The organism is Escherichia sp. UTM R2 (assembly GCF_048593455.1).
Taxonomy (GTDB): domain Bacteria; phylum Pseudomonadota; class Gammaproteobacteria; order Enterobacterales; family Enterobacteriaceae; genus Escherichia; species Escherichia coli.
Genome location: NZ_JBFWDY010000002.1, coordinates 3,825,873 through 3,843,822, shown reverse-complemented (window position 1 = coordinate 3,843,822; position 17,950 = coordinate 3,825,873). Strand labels below are relative to the sequence as shown.

16 protein-coding genes are annotated in these 17,950 nt (G+C 52.9%); 8 read left to right on the top strand and 8 right to left on the bottom strand.

Annotated elements, in window-relative coordinates:
- Window positions 1-21 precede the first annotated feature (21 nt).
- Both caiA and caiT read right to left on the bottom strand, forming a co-directional pair.
- Window positions 22-1,164, bottom strand: a complete 1,143-nt coding sequence (caiA, locus tag AB4H76_RS19470; protein WP_000347117.1) for a crotonobetainyl-CoA dehydrogenase — start codon at window positions 1,162-1,164, stop codon at window positions 22-24.
- Between the two features lie 30 nt (window positions 1,165-1,194).
- Window positions 1,195-2,709: an L-carnitine/gamma-butyrobetaine antiporter gene (gene caiT, locus AB4H76_RS19465; protein WP_000787103.1), complete on the bottom strand. Its 1,515-nt coding sequence runs from the start codon at window positions 2,707-2,709 to the stop codon at window positions 1,195-1,197.
- A 472-nt stretch (window positions 2,710-3,181) separates the two neighbouring features.
- Between caiT and AB4H76_RS19460 the strand changes: the two genes are divergently transcribed.
- The 8 genes from AB4H76_RS19460 to folA all read left to right on the top strand — a co-directional run bounded on the left by AB4H76_RS19460 (window position 3,182) and on the right by folA (window position 11,086).
- Window positions 3,182-3,952, top strand: coding sequence for an electron transfer flavoprotein FixA (locus AB4H76_RS19460; protein WP_000692204.1), 771 nt, complete (start codon window positions 3,182-3,184; stop codon window positions 3,950-3,952).
- A 14-nt stretch (window positions 3,953-3,966) separates the two neighbouring features.
- Window positions 3,967-4,908 (top strand): electron transfer flavoprotein subunit alpha/FixB family protein, encoded by a 942-nt coding sequence (locus AB4H76_RS19455; protein ID WP_001091499.1) that lies wholly within the window; start codon window positions 3,967-3,969, stop codon window positions 4,906-4,908.
- Between the two features lie 50 nt (window positions 4,909-4,958).
- Window positions 4,959-6,245, top strand: a complete 1,287-nt coding sequence (locus tag AB4H76_RS19450; protein ID WP_085452773.1) for an FAD-dependent oxidoreductase — start codon at window positions 4,959-4,961, stop codon at window positions 6,243-6,245.
- Window positions 6,242-6,529, top strand: a complete 288-nt coding sequence (gene fixX / locus AB4H76_RS19445; RefSeq protein WP_000203741.1) for a ferredoxin-like protein FixX — start codon at window positions 6,242-6,244, stop codon at window positions 6,527-6,529. The genes AB4H76_RS19450 and fixX overlap by 4 nt, the downstream gene beginning before the upstream one ends.
- A gap of 58 nt (window positions 6,530-6,587) precedes the next feature.
- Window positions 6,588-7,919, top strand: coding sequence for an MFS transporter (locus AB4H76_RS19440; RefSeq protein ID WP_077492493.1), 1,332 nt, complete (start codon window positions 6,588-6,590; stop codon window positions 7,917-7,919).
- 110 nt (window positions 7,920-8,029) lie between these two features.
- Window positions 8,030-8,560: a glutathione-regulated potassium-efflux system oxidoreductase KefF gene (gene kefF / locus AB4H76_RS19435; protein ID WP_000600718.1), complete on the top strand. Its 531-nt coding sequence runs from the start codon at window positions 8,030-8,032 to the stop codon at window positions 8,558-8,560.
- On the top strand, window positions 8,553-10,415 hold the full coding sequence (gene kefC / locus AB4H76_RS19430; RefSeq protein ID WP_077492491.1) for a glutathione-regulated potassium-efflux system protein KefC: 1,863 nt from the start codon (window positions 8,553-8,555) through the stop codon (window positions 10,413-10,415). Before kefF ends, kefC begins: the two co-directional genes overlap by 8 nt.
- 191 nt (window positions 10,416-10,606) lie before the next feature.
- Window positions 10,607-11,086: a type 3 dihydrofolate reductase gene (gene folA / locus AB4H76_RS19425; protein WP_000624375.1), complete on the top strand. Its 480-nt coding sequence runs from the start codon at window positions 10,607-10,609 to the stop codon at window positions 11,084-11,086.
- A gap of 77 nt (window positions 11,087-11,163) precedes the next feature.
- Here folA and apaH read toward each other — a convergent pair whose 3' ends face one another.
- The 6 genes from apaH to lptD are packed head-to-tail and all read right to left on the bottom strand — an operon-like array spanning window position 11,164 to window position 17,893.
- The gene (apaH, locus tag AB4H76_RS19420) at window positions 11,164-12,006 is read right to left on the bottom strand and encodes a bis(5'-nucleosyl)-tetraphosphatase (symmetrical) ApaH (protein WP_000257192.1); all 843 of its coding nucleotides are present in this window, start codon (window positions 12,004-12,006) and stop codon (window positions 11,164-11,166) included.
- Between the two features lie 6 nt (window positions 12,007-12,012).
- Window positions 12,013-12,390, bottom strand: a complete 378-nt coding sequence (gene apaG / locus AB4H76_RS19415) for a Co2+/Mg2+ efflux protein ApaG (RefSeq protein ID WP_000610901.1) — start codon at window positions 12,388-12,390, stop codon at window positions 12,013-12,015.
- 2 nt (window positions 12,391-12,392) lie between these two features.
- The gene (gene rsmA / locus AB4H76_RS19410; RefSeq protein WP_001065381.1) at window positions 12,393-13,214 is read right to left on the bottom strand and encodes a 16S rRNA (adenine(1518)-N(6)/adenine(1519)-N(6))-dimethyltransferase RsmA; all 822 of its coding nucleotides are present in this window, start codon (window positions 13,212-13,214) and stop codon (window positions 12,393-12,395) included.
- Window positions 13,211-14,200 carry a 4-hydroxythreonine-4-phosphate dehydrogenase PdxA gene (gene pdxA, locus AB4H76_RS19405; protein WP_000241277.1) on the bottom strand — a complete coding sequence of 330 codons (990 nt, stop codon included), beginning with the start codon at window positions 14,198-14,200 and terminating at the stop codon, window positions 13,211-13,213. Before pdxA ends, rsmA begins: the two co-directional genes overlap by 4 nt.
- Window positions 14,200-15,486, bottom strand: coding sequence for a peptidylprolyl isomerase SurA (gene surA / locus AB4H76_RS19400; protein ID WP_000800457.1), 1,287 nt, complete (start codon window positions 15,484-15,486; stop codon window positions 14,200-14,202). The genes pdxA and surA overlap by 1 nt, the downstream gene beginning before the upstream one ends.
- A 52-nt stretch (window positions 15,487-15,538) precedes the next feature.
- Complete coding sequence (gene lptD, locus AB4H76_RS19395) at window positions 15,539-17,893, bottom strand: LPS assembly protein LptD (protein WP_000746151.1); 2,355 nt, start codon at window positions 17,891-17,893, stop codon at window positions 15,539-15,541.
- Between the last annotated feature and the right edge of the window lie 57 nt (window positions 17,894-17,950).

The following is a 17,950-nucleotide window of genomic DNA, read 5'->3' as shown; positions in this document are numbered from 1 at the left end:
CGCATCAGGCAGCGCACGGACTTAGCGGTATTGCTTCAGCACCGCACGACCCAGCGTCAGGATCTGCATTTCGTCAGATCCTCCGGAAACGCGGTCTACACGCAGGTCACGCCAGAAGCGGCTGATGCGGTGGTTGCCCGCAATCCCGACACCGCCCAGCACCTGCATTGCGCTATCCACCACTTCAAATGCCGCATTGGCGCAGAAGTATTTGCACATCGCTGCATCGCCAGAGGTGATGGTGCCGTTGTCTGCTTTCCACGCTGCTTCATACAGCATGTTTTTCATGGAGTTTAATTTGATCGCCATGTGGGCGAATTTTTCCTGAATCAACTGGAAACGACCAATAGCCTCGCCAAACTGCACGCGCTGGTTGGCGTAGCGCGCCGCATCTTCAAAGGCGCACATCGCCGTACCGTAGTTGGTCAGGGCTACCAGGAAACGTTCATGGTCGAACTCTTCTTTGACGCGGTTAAAGCCGTTACCTTCCCGACCGAACATGTCTTTCTCGTCCAGTTCCACATCGTCAAAGGTGATTTCACAGCAGCTATCCATACGCAGACCGAGCTTCTCAAGTTTGGTCACTTTGATGCCCGGTTTGCTCATATCAACAAACCATTCGGTGTAGACAGGTTTGTCCGGAGAAGCCCCGTCGCGCGCCATCACCACGATGTACGGGGTGTAGGCGCTACTGGTAATAAAACACTTACTACCATTAAGATAAATCTTACCATTTCTACGGGTATAAGTCGTTTTCAGGCTACCCACGTCGGAGCCCGCGCCCGGTTCGGTAATCGCTGAGTTCCACATCTGCTTACCGGTGCCGCGGAAAGCCATAATCTTGTCGATCTGCTCTTGTGTGCCTTCGCGCAGGAAGGTATTGAACCCGCCCGGCAACTGGTACAGTACATAGGTTGGTGCCCCCAGACGTCCCAGCTCCATCCACACGGCGGCGAGAGTAACAAACCCCGCGTCCAGACCACCGTGCTCTTCAGGGATCAGCAGACTGTCGATACCCATATCCGCCAGTGCTTTGACAAAACGTTCCGGGTAGACGCTGTCACGGTCGCACTCGGCAAAATAGGCCTCCCAGTTTTCGCTGGCCATCAGTTCGCGGATACCGGCGACAAACAGTTCCTGCTCATCATTTAAATTAAAATCCATCTTTCAACCTCTTGATATTTTGGGGGTTAATTAATCTTTCCAGTTCTGTTTCGCGTCTTTAATAAAGGAGAGCGTCACCATAATGTTGACGAAGAACAGCGGGCATCCTCCGGCGATAATGGCGGTTTGAATCGGTTTCAGGCCGCCGAGCGCCAGCAGAACAATACCGATAATGCCAACCAGAATTGACCAGCCGATACGCACCAGCAGCGGTGGTTCTTCACCATCGCGTACTTCGCGGCAAGTGGACATCGCCAGGGTATAAGAGCAGGCGTTAACCAGCGTAACGGTGGCAATAAAGCAGAGGATGAAGAAGCCCCACATGGTGGCGGTGCTGAGTGGCAGAGCGGCCCAGGTTTCAATGATGGCGCGCGCCACACCGTACTGTTCGATCAGATTTGGAATGTTGATGATGTTTTTATCTATCAACAGCAGAGTGTTACTACCGAGTACAGTCCACAGGATCCAGGTTGACGCTGTCAGCCCCAGCACCATGCCGAAGCACAGTTCACGCACAGTACGACCACGGGAGATGCGGGCGAGGAAGATACTCATCTGGATAGCATAAATCACCCACCATGCCCAGTAGAACACGGTCCAGCCCTGCGGGAAGCCGCCTTTAGCGATGGGATCGGTATAGAACAACATGCGCGGCAGATACATCAGCAACATCCCCACCGAATCGGTGAAGTAGTTCATGATGAAGCTGGCACCGCTGACAATGAACACCCAACCCAGCATCAGGAAGCTCAGGTAACTACGCACGTCACTGGCGATACGTACCCCTTTTTGCAGACCGCAAGCGACGCAAATGGCGTTGAGGATAATCCAGCAGGTAATGATGATAGCGTCCAGTTGCAGGGTATGCGGAATGCCAAACAACCATTGCATACACTCGGTCACCAGCGGCGTGGCAAGGCCCAGACTGGTACCCATCGCGAAGATCAAGGCGACGAGATAGAAGTTGTCGACGATAGTGCCGAACAACCCTTTGGCGTGTTTTTCACCTACCAGCGGCACCAGTGTCGAGCTGGGGCGAATCACTTCCATTTTGCGGACAAAGAAGAAGTAAGCGAAGGCGACTGAAAGGAAGCTGTAAGTGGCCCACGGCAGAGGTCCCCAGTGGAACAAGCTGTAAGCCAGCCCCAACTCTTTCGCCCCTGTCGAGTTCGGTTCTAAGCCAAACGGCGGGGTGGAGATGTAGTAGTAGATCTCAATCGATCCCCAGAACAGTACGGCAGCAGACGTACAGGAGGCGAACATCATAAAGATCCAACTGGCGGTGCTAAATTCTGGCGGTTCGTTACCTAAACGCTTTTTGGCATACGGGCCAAACACCAGCCAGAACCAACCGAAAAGCATCACCACCATATACCATTCAAATGCCCATCCCCATACATTGGTGACGTAACTGAATACAGCATTAATAACGACATTCGCTGCATCCAGATCTCTGACTGTAAGCCAACAAAGTATGCCGACGATTATTAACGGCGGAAAGAAAACCTTCGGTTCTATTCCCGTTTTTCTCTTTTCATTCTTCATGAGTTAATTCCACTGTGAAAACGAATATTTATTTTGCGTTCCCGTTTGTTTTATTTTTGTTAACATTTAATATAATTATTATTAACCTCGTGGACGCGTTAATGGCTAACTCATAATGGGTATTCAATAAGCTGTATTCTGTGATTGGTATCACATTTTTGTTTCGGGTGAATAGAGGGCGTTTTTTCGTTAATTTTGATTAATAATCAGTTTGTTATGCTCTATTGTGAGTAAAAAAATAACATCTGACTTTCAATATTGGTGATCCATAAAACAATATTGAAAATTTCTTTTTGCTACGCCGTGTTTTCAATATTGGTGAGGAACTTAACAATATTGAAAGTTGGATTTATCTGCGTGTGACATTTTCAATATTGGTGATTAAAGTTTTATTTCCAAATTAAAGGGCGTGATATCTGTAATTAACACCACCGATATGAACGACGTTTCCTTCATGATTTCTGGAGATGCAATGAAGATTATTACTTGCTATAAGTGCGTGCCTGATGAACAGGATATTGCGGTCAATAATGCTGATGGTTCATTAGACTTCAGCAAAGCCGATGCCAAAATAAGCCAATACGATCTCAACGCTATTGAAGCGGCTTGCCAGCTAAAGCAACAGGCAGCAGAGGCGCAGGTGACAGCCTTAAGTGTGGGCGGTAAAGCCCTGACCAACGCCAAAGGGCGTAAAGATGTGTTATCGCGCGGCCCGGATGAACTGATTGTGGTAATTGATGACCAGTTCGAGCAGGCACTGCCGCAACAAACGGCGAGCGCACTGGCTGCAGCCGCCCAGAAAGCAGGCTTTGATTTGATCCTCTGTGGCGATGGTTCTTCCGACCTTTATGCCCAGCAGGTTGGTTTGCTGGTAGGCGAAATCCTCAATATTCCGGCAGTTAACGGCGTCAGCAAAATTATCTCCCTGACTGCAGATACCCTCACCGTTGAGCGCGAACTGGAAGATGAAACCGAAACCTTAAGCATTCCGCTGCCTGCGGTTGTTGCTGTTTCCACTGATATCAATTCCCCACAAATTCCTTCGATGAAAGCCATTCTCGGCGCGGCGAAAAAGCCCGTCCAGGTATGGTCGGCGGCGGATATTGGTTTTAACGCAGAGGCAGCCTGGTCAGAACAACAGGTTGCCGCGCCGAAACAGCGCGAACGTCAGCGCATCGTGATTGAAGGCGACGGCGAAGAACAGATCGCCGCATTTGCTGAAAATCTTCGCAAAGTCATTTAATTACAGGGGATGCTATGAACACGTTTTCTCAAGTCTGGGTATTCAGCGATACCCCTTCTCGTCTGCCGGAACTGATGAACGGTGCGCAGGCTTTAGCTAATCAAATCAACACCTTTGTCCTCAATGATGCCGACGGCGCACAGGCAATCCAGCTCGGCGCTAATCATGTCTGGAAATTAAACGGCAAACCGGACGATCGGATGATCGAAGATTACGCCGGTGTCATGGCTGACACTATTCGCCAGCACGGCGCAGACGGCCTGGTGCTGCTGCCAAACACCCGTCGCGGCAAATTACTGGCGGCAAAACTGGGTTATCGCCTTAAAGCGGCGGTGTCTAACGATGCCAGCACCGTCAGCGTACAGGACGGTAAAGCGACAGTGAAACACATGGTTTACGGTGGTCTGGCGATTGGCGAAGAACGCATTGCCACGCCGTATGCGGTACTGACCATCAGCAGCGGCACGTTCGATGCGGCTCAGCCAGACGCGTCACGCACTGGCGAAACGCACACCGTGGAGTGGCAGGCTCCGGCTGTGGCGATTACCCGCACGGCAACCCAGGCGCGCCAGAGCAACAGCGTCGATCTCGACAAAGCCCGTCTGGTGGTCAGCGTCGGTCGCGGTATTGGCAGCAAAGAGAACATTGCGCTGGCAGAACAGCTTTGCAAGGCGATAGGTGCGGAGTTGGCCTGTTCTCGTCCGGTGGCGGAAAACGAAAAATGGATGGAGCACGAACGCTATGTCGGTATCTCCAACCTGATGCTGAAACCTGAACTGTACTTGGCGGTGGGGATCTCCGGGCAGATCCAGCACATGGTTGGCGCTAACGCGTCGCAAACCATTTTCGCCATCAATAAAGATAAAAATGCGCCGATCTTCCAGTACGCGGATTACGGCATTGTTGGCGACGCCGTGAAGATCCTTCCGGCGCTGACCGCAGCTTTAGCGCGTTGATCCACTCTGGCAGGGCTGCATTTTGGCCCTGCCGCTGACAGGGAGCTCTTATGTCCGAAGATATCTTTGACGCCATCATCGTCGGTGCAGGGCTTGCCGGTTCGGTTGCCGCACTGGTGCTCGCCCGCGAAGGTGCGCAAGTGTTAGTTATCGAGCGTGGCAATTCCGCAGGTGCCAAGAACGTCACCGGCGGGCGTCTCTATGCCCACAGTCTGGAACACATTATTCCTGGTTTCGCCGACTCCGCCCCCGTAGAACGCCTGATCACCCATGAAAAACTCGCGTTTATGACGGAAAAGTCAGCGATGACTATGGACTACTGCAATGGTGACGAAACCTCGCCATCCCAGCGTTCTTACTCCGTTTTGCGCAGTAAATTTGATGCCTGGCTGATGGAGCAGGCCGAAGAAGCGGGCGCGCAGTTAATTACCGGGATCCGCGTCGATAACCTCGTACAGCGCGATGGCAAAGTCGTCGGTGTAGAAGCCGATGGCGATGTGATTGAAGCGAAAACGGTGATCCTTGCTGATGGGGTGAACTCCATCCTTGCCGAAAAATTGGGGATGGCAAAACGCGTCAAACCGACGGATGTGGCGGTTGGCGTGAAGGAACTGATCGAGTTACCGAAGTCGGTTATTGAAGACCGTTTTCAGTTGCAGGGTAATCAGGGCGCGGCTTGCCTGTTTGCGGGATCACCCACCGATGGCCTGATGGGCGGCGGTTTTCTTTATACCAATGAAAACACCCTGTCGCTGGGGCTGGTTTGTGGTCTCCATCATCTGCATGACGCGAAAAAATCGGTGCCGCAAATGCTGGAAGATTTCAAACAACATCCGGCCGTTGCACCGCTGATCGCGGGTGGCAAGCTGGTGGAATATTCCGCTCACGTAGTGCCGGAAGCAGGCATCAACATGCTGCCGGAGTTGGTTGGTGACGGCGTATTGATTGCCGGTGATGCCGCCGGAATGTGTATGAACCTCGGTTTTACCATTCGCGGTATGGATCTGGCGATTGCCGCCGGGGAAGCCGCAGCAAAAACTGTGCTTTCAGCGATGAAAAGCGACGATTTCAGTAAGCAAAAACTGGCGGAATATCGTCAGCATCTTGAGAGTGGCCCGCTGCGCGATATGCGTATGTACCAGAAACTACCGGCGTTCCTTGATAACCCACGCATGTTTAGCGGCTACCCGGAACTGGCGGTGGGCGTGGCGTGTGACCTGTTCACCATTGACGGCAGTGCGCCAGAACTGATGCGCAAGAAAATCCTCCGCCATGGCAAGAAAGTGGGCTTCATCAATCTAATCAAGGATGGCATGAAAGGAGTGACCGTTTTATGACTTCTCCCGTCAATGTGGACGTCAAACTGGGCGTCAATAAATTCAATGTCGATGAAGAGCATCCGCACATTGTTGTGAAGGCCGATGCTGATAAACAGGCGCTGGAGCTGCTGGTGAAAGCGTGCCCCGCAGGTCTGTACAAGAAGCAGGATGACGGCAGTGTGCGCTTCGATTACGCCGGATGTCTGGAGTGCGGCACCTGTCGCATTCTGGGGCTGGGGTCGGCGCTGGAACAGTGGGAATACCCGCGCGGCACCTTTGGTGTGGAGTTCCGTTACGGCTGATGTTGGTTTGATACGTAACGCCGTACTGACTCTCATTGCAAAAAAACAGGAATAACCCATGCAACCGTCCAGAAACTTTGACGATCTCAAATTCTCCTCTATTCACCGCCGCATTTTGCTGTGGGGAAGCGGTGGTCCGTTTCTGGATGGTTATGTACTGGTAATGATTGGCGTGGCGCTGGAGCAACTGACTCCGGCGCTGAAACTGGACGCTGACTGGATTGGCTTGCTGGGCGCGGGAACGCTCGCCGGGCTGTTCGTTGGCACATCGCTGTTTGGCTATATCTCCGATAAATTCGGACGGCGCAAAATGTTCCTCATTGATATCATCGCCATCGGCGTGATATCGGTGGCGACGATGTTTGTCTCATCCCCCGTCGAACTGTTGGTGATGCGGGTACTCATCGGCATTGTCATCGGTGCAGATTATCCCATCGCCACTTCGATGATCACCGAGTTCTCCAGTACCCGTCAGCGGGCGTTTTCCATCAGCTTTATCGCCGCGATGTGGTATGTCGGCGCGACCTGTGCCGATCTGGTCGGCTACTGGCTTTATGATGTGGAAGGTGGTTGGCGCTGGATGCTGGGTAGCGCGGCGATCCCTTGTTTGTTGATTTTGATTGGTCGATTCGAACTGCCTGAATCTCCCCGCTGGTTATTACGCAAAGGGCGAGTAAAAGAGTGCGAAGAGATGATGATAAAACTGTTTGGCGAACCGGTGGCTTTCGATGAAGAGCAGCCGCAGCAAACCCGTTTTCGCGATCTGTTTAATCGCCGCCATTTTCCTTTTGTTCTGTTTGTTGCCGCCATCTGGACCTGCCAGGTGATCCCAATGTTCGCCATTTACACCTTTGGCCCGCAAATCGTTGGTTTGTTGGGATTGGGTGTTGGCAAAAACGCGGCGCTGGGGAACGTGGTGATTAGCCTGTTCTTTATGCTCGGCTGTATTCCGCCGATGCTGTGGTTAAACACTGCCGGACGGCGTCCATTGTTGATTGGCAGCTTTGCCATGATGACGCTGGCGCTGGCGGTTTTGGGGCTGATCCCGGATATGGGGATCTGGCTGGTAGTGATGGCCTTTGCGGTGTATGCCTTTTTCTCTGGCGGGCCGGGTAATTTGCAGTGGCTCTATCCTAATGAACTCTTCCCGACAGATATCCGCGCCTCTGCCGTGGGCGTGATTATGTCCTTAAGCCGTATTGGCACCATTGTTTCGACCTGGGCACTACCGATCTTTATCAATAATTACGGTATCAGTAACACGATGCTAATGGGGGCGGGTATCTCGCTGTTTGGCTTGTTGATTTCCGTAGCGTTTGCCCCGGAGACTCGAGGAATGTCACTGGCGCAGACCAGCAATATGACGATCCGCGGGCAGAGAATGGGATAATTTGTTCAGATTTCTCTCTTTTCTGAATCAATATTATTGACTATAAGCCGCGTGAATATATGACTACACTTTGTGGGAAAACAAAGGCGTAAACACGCGGGCTAATAACTATGATCCTCATAATTTATGCGCATCCGTATCCGCATCATTCCCATGCGAATAAACGGATGCTTGAACAGGCAAGGACGCTGGATGGCGTCGAAATTCGCTCTCTTTATCAACTCTATCCTGACTTCAATATCGATATTGCCGCCGAGCAGGAGGCGCTGTCTCGCGCCGATCTGATCGTCTGGCAGCACCCGATGCAGTGGTACAGCATTCCACCGCTCCTTAAACTTTGGATCGATAAAGTTTTCTCGCACGGCTGGGCTTACGGTCACGGCGGCACGGCGCTACATGGCAAACATTTGCTGTGGGCGGTGACGACCGGCGGCGGGGAAAGCCATTTTGAAATTGGTGCGCATCCGGGCTTTGATGTGCTGTCGCAGCCGCTACAGGCGACGGCAATCTACTGCGGGCTGAACTGGCTGCCACCGTTTGCCATGCACTGCACCTTTATTTGTGACGACGAAACCCTCGAAGGGCAGGCGCGTCACTATAAGCAACGTCTGCTGGAATGGCAGGAGGCCCATCATGGATAGCCATACGCTGATTCAGGCGCTGATTTATCTCGGTTCGGCAGCGCTGATTGTACCCATTGCGGTACGTCTTGGTCTGGGATCGGTACTTGGCTACCTGATCGCCGGCTGCATTATTGGCCCGTGGGGGCTGCGACTGGTGACCGATGCCGAATCTATTCTGCACTTTGCCGAGATTGGGGTGGTGCTGATGCTGTTTATTATCGGCCTCGAACTCGATCCACAAAGGCTGTGGAAGCTGCGTGCGGCAGTGTTCGGCGGTGGCGCATTGCAGATGGTGATTTGCGGCGGCCTGCTGGGGCTGTTCTGCATGTTACTTGGGCTGCGCTGGCAGGTCGCGGAATTGATCGGCATGACGCTGGCGCTCTCCTCTACGGCGATTGCCATGCAGGCGATGAATGAACGCAATCTGATGGTGACGCAAATGGGTCGCAGTGCCTTTGCGGTGCTGCTGTTCCAGGATATCGCGGCGATCCCGCTGGTGGCGATGATTCCGCTACTGGCAACGAGCAGTGCCTCGACGACGATGGGCGCATTTGCTCTCTCGGCGTTAAAAGTGGCGGGTGCGCTGGTGCTGGTGGTATTGCTGGGGCGCTATGTCACGCGTCCGGCGCTGCGTTTTGTAGCCCGCTCTGGCTTGCGGGAAGTGTTTAGTGCCGTGGCGTTATTCCTCGTGTTTGGCTTTGGTTTGCTGCTGGAAGAGGTCGGCTTGTCGATGGCGATGGGCGCGTTTCTGGCGGGCGTACTGCTGGCAAGCTCGGAATACCGTCATGCGCTGGAGAGCGATATCGAACCATTTAAAGGTTTGCTGTTGGGGCTGTTTTTCATCGGTGTTGGCATGTCGATAGACTTTGGCACGCTGCTTGAAAACCCATTGCGCATTGTCATTTTGCTGCTCGGTTTCCTCATCATCAAAATCGCCATGCTGTGGCTGATTGCCCGACCGTTGCAAGTGCCAAATAAACAGCGTCGTTGGTTTGCGGTGTTGTTAGGGCAGGGCAGTGAGTTTGCCTTTGTGGTATTTGGCGCGGCGCAGATGGCGAATGTGCTGGAGCCGGAGTGGGCGAAATCGCTGACCCTGGCGGTGGCGCTGTCGATGGCAGCAACGCCGATTCTGCTGGTGATCCTCAATCGCCTTGAGCAATCTTCTACTGAGGAAGCGCGTGAAGCCGATGAGATCGACGAAGAACAGCCGCGCGTGATTATCGCCGGATTCGGTCGTTTTGGGCAGATTACCGGACGTTTACTGCTCTCCTGCGGGGTGAAAATGGTGGTACTCGATCACGATCCGGACCATATCGAAACCTTGCGTAAATTTGGTATGAAAGTGTTTTATGGCGATGCCACGCGGATGGATTTACTGGAATCTGCCGGAGCGGCGAAAGCGGAAGTGCTGATTAACGCCATCGACGATCCGCAAACCAACCTGCAACTGACAGAGATGGTGAAAGAACATTTCCCGCATTTGCAGATTATTGCCCGCGCCCGCGATGTCGACCACTACATTCGTTTGCGTCAGGCAGGCGTTGAAAAGCCGGAGCGTGAAACCTTCGAAGGTGCGCTGAAAACCGGGCGTCTGGCACTGGAAAGTTTAGGTCTGGGGCCGTATGAAGCGCGAGAACGTGCCGATGTGTTCCGCCGCTTTAATATTCAGATGGTGGAAGAGATGGCAATGGTTGAGAACGACACCAAAGCCCGCGCGGCGGTCTATAAACGCACCAGCGCGATGTTAAGTGAGATCATTACCGAGGACCGCGAACATCTGTCATTAATTCAACGACATGGCTGGCAGGGAACCGAAGAAGGTAAACATACCGGCAACATGGCGGATGAACCGGAAACGAAACCCTCATCCTAATAAAGAGTGACGTAAATCACACTTTACAGCTAACTGTTTGTTTTTGTTTCATTGTAATGCGGCGAGTCCAGGGAGAGAGCGTGGACTCGCCAGCAGAATATAAAATTTTCCTCAACATCATCCTCGCACCAGTCGACGACGGTTTACGCTTTACGTATAGTGGCGACAATTTTTTTTATCGGGAAATCTCAATGATCAGTCTGATTGCGGCGTTAGCGGTAGATCGCGTTATCGGCATGGAAAACGCCATGCCGTGGAACCTGCCTGCCGATCTCGCCTGGTTTAAACGCAACACCTTAAATAAACCCGTGATTATGGGCCGCCATACCTGGGAATCAATCGGTCGTCCGTTGCCAGGACGCAAAAATATTATCCTCAGCAGTCAACCGGGTACGGACGATCGCGTAACGTGGGTGAAGTCGGTGGATGAAGCCATCGCGGCGTGTGGTGACGTACCAGAAATCATGGTGATTGGCGGCGGTCGCGTTTATGAACAGTTCTTGCCAAAAGCGCAAAAACTGTATCTGACGCATATCGACGCAGAAGTGGAAGGCGACACCCATTTCCCGGATTACGAGCCGGATGACTGGGAATCGGTATTCAGCGAATTCCACGATGCTGATGCGCAGAACTCTCACAGCTATTGCTTTGAGATTCTGGAGCGGCGGTAATTTTGTATAGAATTTACGGCTAGCGCCGGATGCGACGCCGGTCGCGTCTTATCCGGCCTTCCTATATCAGGCTGTGTTTAAGACGCCGCCGCTTCGCCCAAATCCTTATGCCGGTTCGACGGCTGGACAAAATACTGTTTATCTTCCCAGCGCAGGCAGGTTAATGTACCACCCCAGCAGCAGCCGGTATCCAGCGCGTATATACCTTCCGGCGTACCTTTGCCCTCCAGCGATGCCCAGTGACCAAAGGCGATGCTGTATTCTTCAGCGACAGGGCCAGGAATCGCAAACCACGGTTTCAGTGGGGCAGGGGCCTCTTCCGGCGATTCTTTGCTGTACATATCCAGTTGACCGTTCGGGAAGCAAAAACGCATACGGGTAAAAGCGTTGGTGATAAAACGCAGTCTTCCCAGCCCCCGCAATTCCGGTGACCAGTTATTTGGCATATCGCCGTACATGGCATCAAGAAAGAAGGGATAGGAGTCACTCGATAGCACCGCTTCTACATCGCGTGCGCACTCTTTGGCGGTCTGCAGATCCCACTGCGGCGTGATCCCTGCGTGGGCCATCACCAGCTTTTTCTCTTCGTCGATTTGCAGCAGAGGCTGGCGCCGCAGCCAGTTAAGCAGCTCGTCGGCATCCGGCGCTTCCAGCAGCGGTGTCAGGCGATCTTTCGGTTTATTGCGGCTGATCCCGGCAAATACCGCCAGCAGATGCAGATCGTGATTGCCCAGCACCAGACGTACGCTGTCGCCTAAGGATTTCACATAGCGCAGAACATCCAGCGAACCCGGCCCGCGCGCGACCAGATCGCCCGTCAGCCAGAGGGTATCTTTCCCAGGGGTAAATTCTACTTTATGCAGCAATGCGATCAGTTCATCGTAACAACCATGAACGTCGCCAATAAGGTATGTCGCCATATTCTTTTAATGAATGAGTGTGGGAACGGCGAGTCGGAATACGGGAATGTCGATGCTGAAAGGGACGCCATTTTCATCGATCATTTCGTAGTGACCCTGCATGGTGCCCAGCGGGGTTTCAATGATTGCACCGCTGGTGTACTGGTACTCTTCGCCAGGCGCGATAAGTGGCTGGACGCCAACCACTCCTTCGCCCTGGACTTCGGTTTCACGGCCATTGCCATTGGTGATCAGCCAGTAACGCCCCAACAACTGCACTGGCGCTCGCCCCAGATTGCGTATGGTTACGGTATAAGCAAAAACGTAACGTTCATTATCAGGTGAAGATTGTGCCTCAATGTAGACGCTTTGAACCTGAATACACACTCGGGGCGAATTGATCATCGTTAACTCTCCTGCAAAGGCGCGTTCTCCGCCAGATAGTTCGCCATCTGGCAATATTGCGCGACAGAGATATTTTCCGCTCGCATCGCCGGGTCGATCCCCATTCCCGTTAACACCTCGACGCTAAACAGGTTGCCGAGGCTGTTACGGATGGTTTTACGACGCTGGTTAAAGGCTTCGGTGGTGATGCGGCTCAACACACGAACATCTTTAACCGGGTGAGGCATCGTTGCATGAGGAACCAGGCGCACGACGGCGGAATCCACTTTGGGTGGTGGTGTAAAGGCTGACGGCGGTACTTCCAGTACCGGGATCACATTGCAATAGTATTGCGCCATGACGCTTAATCGACCATACGCTTTGCTGTTCGGTCCTGCAACCAGACGATTCACCACCTCTTTTTGCAACATAAAGTGCATGTCGGCAATGGCATCAGTATAGCTAAACAGATGGAACATCAACGGCGTGGAGATGTTATAAGGCAGGTTGCCGAAAACACGCAGCGGCTGACCCATTTTCTCGGCCAGTTCACCAAAGTTAAAGGTCATCGCATCCTGCTGATAAATCGTCAGTTTCGGGCCTAAGAATGGATGCGTTTGCAGACGTGCCGCCAGATCGCGGTCAAGTTCGATGACCGTCAGCTGGTCCAGACGTTCGCCGACCGGTTCGGTCAATGCCGCCAGACCGGGGCCGATTTCGACCATCGCCTGGCCCTTTTGCGGGTTAATGGCAGACACAATACTGTCGATCACGAACTGATCGTTGAGAAAGTTTTGCCCGAAGCGTTTACGGGCTAAGTGGCCCTGGTGGACTCGATTATTCATTGGGTGTTAACAATCATTTTGATGGCGAGATTAAGCGCCGTAATAAAACTGCCGACATCGGCTTTGCCACGTCCCGCCAGTTCAAGCGCGGTGCCGTGGTCCACTGATGTGCGAATAAAGGGCAGGCCCAGCGTAATGTTCACACCGCGCCCGAAGCCCTGGTATTTTAGCACGGGAAGACCCTGATCGTGGTACATCGCCAGCACGGCGTCGGCGTTATCAAGATATTTCGGCTGAAACAGGGTATCGGCAGGCAGCGGCCCGTTGAGTTTCATCCCCTGCGCCCGCAGCTCATTGAGCACCGGAATAATGGTGTCTATCTCTTCCGTACCCATATGACCGCCTTCGCCCGCGTGCGGATTCAGCCCGCAGACCAGAATGCGCGGTTCGGCAATACCAAATTTGGTCCGCAAATCGTGATGCAAAATAGCAATCACTTCGTGCAAAAGTGCAGGGGTGATAGCGTCTGCGATATCGCGCAGCGGTAAATGCGTCGTTGCCAGCGCCACGCGAAGTTCTTCGGTCGCCAGCATCATCACCACCTTTTTCGCCTGCGAACGCTCTTCGAAAAACTCGGTATGACCGGTAAAAGGAATGCCAGCGTCGTTAATAACGCCTTTATGCACCGGACCTGTGATCAGCGCGGCAAATTCGCCGTTCAGACAACCATCGCACGCTCGCGCCAGCGTTTCCACCACATAATGCCCATTTTCAACCGCTAACTGCCCCGCAGTGACAGGTGCACGTAGCGCGACAGGAAGTAGCGTTAATGTGCCCGCAGTTTGCGGTTGTGCAGGGGAGTTGGGGGAATAAGGGCGGAGGGTGAGCGGCAAACCGAGCATCGCTGCCCGGTTGGTAAGGAGAGTGGCATCGGCACAAACAACCAGTTCGACCGGCCACTCACGCTGTGCAAGCTGGACAACTAAGTCCGGGCCAATCCCGGCGGGCTCGCCGGGAGTGATCACAACACGTTGGGTTTTAACCATTAGTTGCTCAGGATTTTAACGTAGGCGCTGGCACGTTGTTCCTGCATCCAGCTTGCTGCTTCTTCCGAGAACTTACGGTTCATCAGCATGCGGTATGCACGATCTTTCTGCGCAGCGTCGGTTTTATCGACATTTCGGGTATCCAGCAGTTCGATTAAATGCCAGCCGAATGAAGAGTGAACCGGTGCACTCATTTGACCTTTGTTCAGGCGGGTCAGGGCGTCACGGAAAGCCGGATCGAAAATATCTGGTGTAGCCCAGCCGAGATCGCCGCCCTGGTTAGCAGAGCCTGGATCCTGCGAGAACTCTTTCGCTGCGGCAGCAAAAGTCGTTTTACCACTCTTGATATCAGCAGCAATCTGTTCCAGTTTCACGCGGGCCTGTTCGTCAGTCATGATCGGCGACGGTTTCAGCAGAATATGGCGAGCATGAACTTCGGTCACCGAGATATTTTTGCTTTCGCCGCGCAGGTCGTTAACTTTCAGAATATGGAAGCCAACGCCGGAACGAATCGGGCCAACAATGTCGCCTTTCTTCGCGGTGCTTAATGCCTGGGCGAAGATCCCCGGCAACTCCTGAATACGGCCCCAGCCCATCTGGCCGCCGTTCAGCGCCTGCTGGTCGGCAGAATGAGCAATCGCCAGCTTACCGAAATCAGCGCCGTTACGCGCCTGATCGACAATGGCGCGCGCCTGGCTTTCCGCTTCGTTCACCTGATCAGAGGTCGGGTTTTCCGGCAGCGGGATCAGGATGTGGCTCAGGTTCAGCTCAGTGCTGGCGTCGTTTTGGTTACCCACCTGCTGCGCCAGGGATTCGACTTCCTGCGGCAGGATGGTGATGCGACGACGCACCTCGTTGTTACGCACTTCAGAGATAATCATCTCTTTGCGGATCTGGTTACGATAGGTGTTGTAGTTCAGTCCATCGTAAGCCAGACGGCTGCGCATCTGATCCAGCGTCATGTTGTTCTGTTTCGCGATGTTAGCAATCGCCTGATCCAGCTGCTCATCGGAGATTTTCACTCCCATTTTCTGCCCCATCTGCAGGATGATTTGATCCATGATCAAACGTTCCATGATTTGGTGGCGCAGCGTCGCGTCATCAGGAAGCTGCTGCCTTGCCTGAGCAGCGTTCAGTTTTACCGATTGCATTAATCCATCAACGTCGCTTTCCAGCACGACGCCGTTATTGACGACGGCTGCGACTTTATCGACTACCTGGGGGGCAGCGAAACTGGTATTCGCGATCATGGCGATACCGAGAAGCAGCGTTTTCCAGTTCTTCATACTTTTTCCATTTCAATTAACCGCACTGCGGATTACGTGGTAAATCAACAAATCACAAAGTGTTTTGATACGGCAGAATGTTCGAACGCAGCATCTCTTGCGTACCCAGACCGTAGTTGGAGCTCAGGCCGCGAAGTTCGATGTTAAAGCCGATTGCGTTGTCATATACCGCATGTTGTTTATCGTTATCCCAACCGTTCAGCTTCCGCTCGTAACCGACGCGAATTGCATAGCAGCAGGAGCTGTATTGCACACCTAACATAGAGTCGGCTTGCTTGTTCGCATTGGTGTCGTAGTAGTAGGCCCCAACAATGGACCAACGATCGGCAATTGGCCAGCTGGCGACAGCACCTACCTGCGAAATACCATTCTTATATTGCTCAGCAGTGGAATAGTACTTAGGCAGCGTAGCCTGAATATATTCCGGGCTGGCGTAACGGTAATTCAGCTGTACCAGACGGTCTTCATCCCGACGGTATTCAATGCTGGAGTTACTGGTCGCTACGTTATCCAGACGTGTATCGTACTGAATCCCGCCACGCAATCCCCAACGCTCGGAGATACGCCAGTAAGTATCGCCTGCCCACACCAGTGAGCCCGTTTTGTCGTCATTCTCCCATGTTATGTTGTCATCGCCAGTGCGAGACTCCGTGAAATAGTAGATTTGACCAACGGAAATATTAAAACGTTCAACGGCAGCATCATCATATATGCGAGATGTGACACCGGTCGTCACCTGGTTAGCGGAGGCAATACGGTCAAGACCGCCGTAAGTCCGGTCCCGGAACAGGCCAGAGTAGTCAGATTGCAGCAGAGACGAGTCGTAGTTATAGATGTCGCTCTGATCGCGATACGGCACGTACAAATACTGCGCGCGCGGTTCCAGCGTTTGGGTATAACCCGGAGCCAGCATTTCCATATCGCGTTCAAAGACCATTTTGCCGTCAACTTTGAATTGCGGCATTACGCGGTTAACGGATTCGTCCAGCTTGGTCGTGTTTCTGGAGTTATACCAGTCAAGATTAGTTTGCTGATAATGGGTTGCCAGCAACTTCGCTTCGGTATTGATGCTGCCCCAGTTATTAGAGAGCGGCAAATTGATGGTCGGTTCCAGGTGAACACGGGTTGCCTCAGGCATGTCGTCTCTGGTGTTAACAAAGTGCACTGCCTGGCCGTAAATACGCGTATCAAACGGACCAACATCATTCTGGTAGTAGTTAACGTCTAACTGCGGCTCTGCCGAGTAGCTACTGGTATTCTGTTCGCTGAAGACCTGGAACTGCTTGGTTGAAACGGTGGCATTGAAGTTTTGCACCGCATAGCCAACGCTGAATTTTTGCGTTGCGTAGCCGTCAGTACTGGAACCGTACTTGTTATCGAAATCATTGAAGTAGCTAGGATCGCTGACCTTGGTGTAGTCGACGTTGAAACGCCACACCTGATCCATGACCCCGGAGTGGTTCCAGTAGAATAACCAACGACGTGAACTGTCATCGTTCGGGTGTTCATCTTCATAGACTTTATCTGAAGGCAGATAGTCCAGTTCCATCAAGCCAGCGCCCGCCTGGGAGAGGTAGCGGAATTCGTTCTCCCACATGATGTTGCCACGACGATGCATATAATGCGGCGTGATGGTGGCATCCATATTTGGCGCGATGTTCCAGTAATATGGCAGGTAGAACTCAAAGTAGTTGGTGGTGGTGTACTTGGCGTTCGGGATCAAGAAACCAGAGCGACGTTTGTCACCCACCGGCAACTGCAAATAGGGGCTATAAAAGATCGGTACCGGACCCACCTTAAAGCGGGCGTTCCAGATCTCCGCAACTTGTTCTTCGCGGTCATGAATAATTTCGCTACCTACCACGCTCCAGGTGTCAGAACCCGGCAGACAGGAGGTAAAGCTACCGTTGTCCAGAATGGTATAGCGGTTTTCGCCACGTTGTTTCATCAGGTCCGCTTTACCGCGACCCTGGCGACCCACCATCTGGTAATCACCTTCCCAGACGTTGGTATCTTTGGTGTTCAGATTCGCCCAGCCTTTCGGCCCTTTGAGGATCACCTGGTTATCGTCGTAATGGACATTACCGAGCGCATCAACGGTACGTACCGGCTCCGGTTGTCCTGGTGCCTCTTTTTGATGGAGCTGCACTTCGTCGGCCTGCAGACGGCTGTTACCCTGCATGATATCCACGCTGCCAGTAAACACGGCGTCATCCGGGTAGTCCCCTTTCGCGTGGTCAGCATTGATAGTCACGGGTAAGTCATTGGTATCGCCCTGTACCAGAGGACGGTCATAGCTTGGCACGCCCAACATGCACTGTGAGGCGAGGTCGGCTGCCAGTCCCTGTTGACTATAAAGGGCGGTGGCAATCATGGTGGCCAGGAGAGTGGGGATACGTTTTTTCATACGTTGATTTTATTGTTCCATCATCGGTAACGTTGCGCGTGACAAACGGTCAGAGAC

Bases quoted from the DNA above. Each gene is read 5' to 3' on its own strand.
- caiA (WP_000347117.1), bottom strand. From the start codon at position 1,164: ATGGATTTTAATTTAAATGATGAGCAGGAACTGTTTGTCGCCGGTATC.
- caiT (WP_000787103.1), bottom strand. From the start codon at position 2,709: ATGAAGAATGAAAAGAGAAAAACGGGAATAGAACCGAAGGTTTTCTTT.
- AB4H76_RS19460 (WP_000692204.1), top strand. From the start codon at position 3,182: ATGAAGATTATTACTTGCTATAAGTGCGTGCCTGATGAACAGGATATT.
- AB4H76_RS19455 (WP_001091499.1), top strand. From the start codon at position 3,967: ATGAACACGTTTTCTCAAGTCTGGGTATTCAGCGATACCCCTTCTCGT.
- AB4H76_RS19450 (WP_085452773.1), top strand. From the start codon at position 4,959: ATGTCCGAAGATATCTTTGACGCCATCATCGTCGGTGCAGGGCTTGCC.
- fixX (WP_000203741.1), top strand. From the start codon at position 6,242: ATGACTTCTCCCGTCAATGTGGACGTCAAACTGGGCGTCAATAAATTC.
- AB4H76_RS19440 (WP_077492493.1), top strand. From the start codon at position 6,588: ATGCAACCGTCCAGAAACTTTGACGATCTCAAATTCTCCTCTATTCAC.
- kefF (WP_000600718.1), top strand. From the start codon at position 8,030: ATGATCCTCATAATTTATGCGCATCCGTATCCGCATCATTCCCATGCG.
- kefC (WP_077492491.1), top strand. From the start codon at position 8,553: ATGGATAGCCATACGCTGATTCAGGCGCTGATTTATCTCGGTTCGGCA.
- folA (WP_000624375.1), top strand. From the start codon at position 10,607: ATGATCAGTCTGATTGCGGCGTTAGCGGTAGATCGCGTTATCGGCATG.
- apaH (WP_000257192.1), bottom strand. From the start codon at position 12,006: ATGGCGACATACCTTATTGGCGACGTTCATGGTTGTTACGATGAACTG.
- apaG (WP_000610901.1), bottom strand. From the start codon at position 12,390: ATGATCAATTCGCCCCGAGTGTGTATTCAGGTTCAAAGCGTCTACATT.
- rsmA (WP_001065381.1), bottom strand. From the start codon at position 13,214: ATGAATAATCGAGTCCACCAGGGCCACTTAGCCCGTAAACGCTTCGGG.
- pdxA (WP_000241277.1), bottom strand. From the start codon at position 14,200: ATGGTTAAAACCCAACGTGTTGTGATCACTCCCGGCGAGCCCGCCGGG.
- surA (WP_000800457.1), bottom strand. From the start codon at position 15,486: ATGAAGAACTGGAAAACGCTGCTTCTCGGTATCGCCATGATCGCGAAT.
- lptD (WP_000746151.1), bottom strand. From the start codon at position 17,893: ATGAAAAAACGTATCCCCACTCTCCTGGCCACCATGATTGCCACCGCC.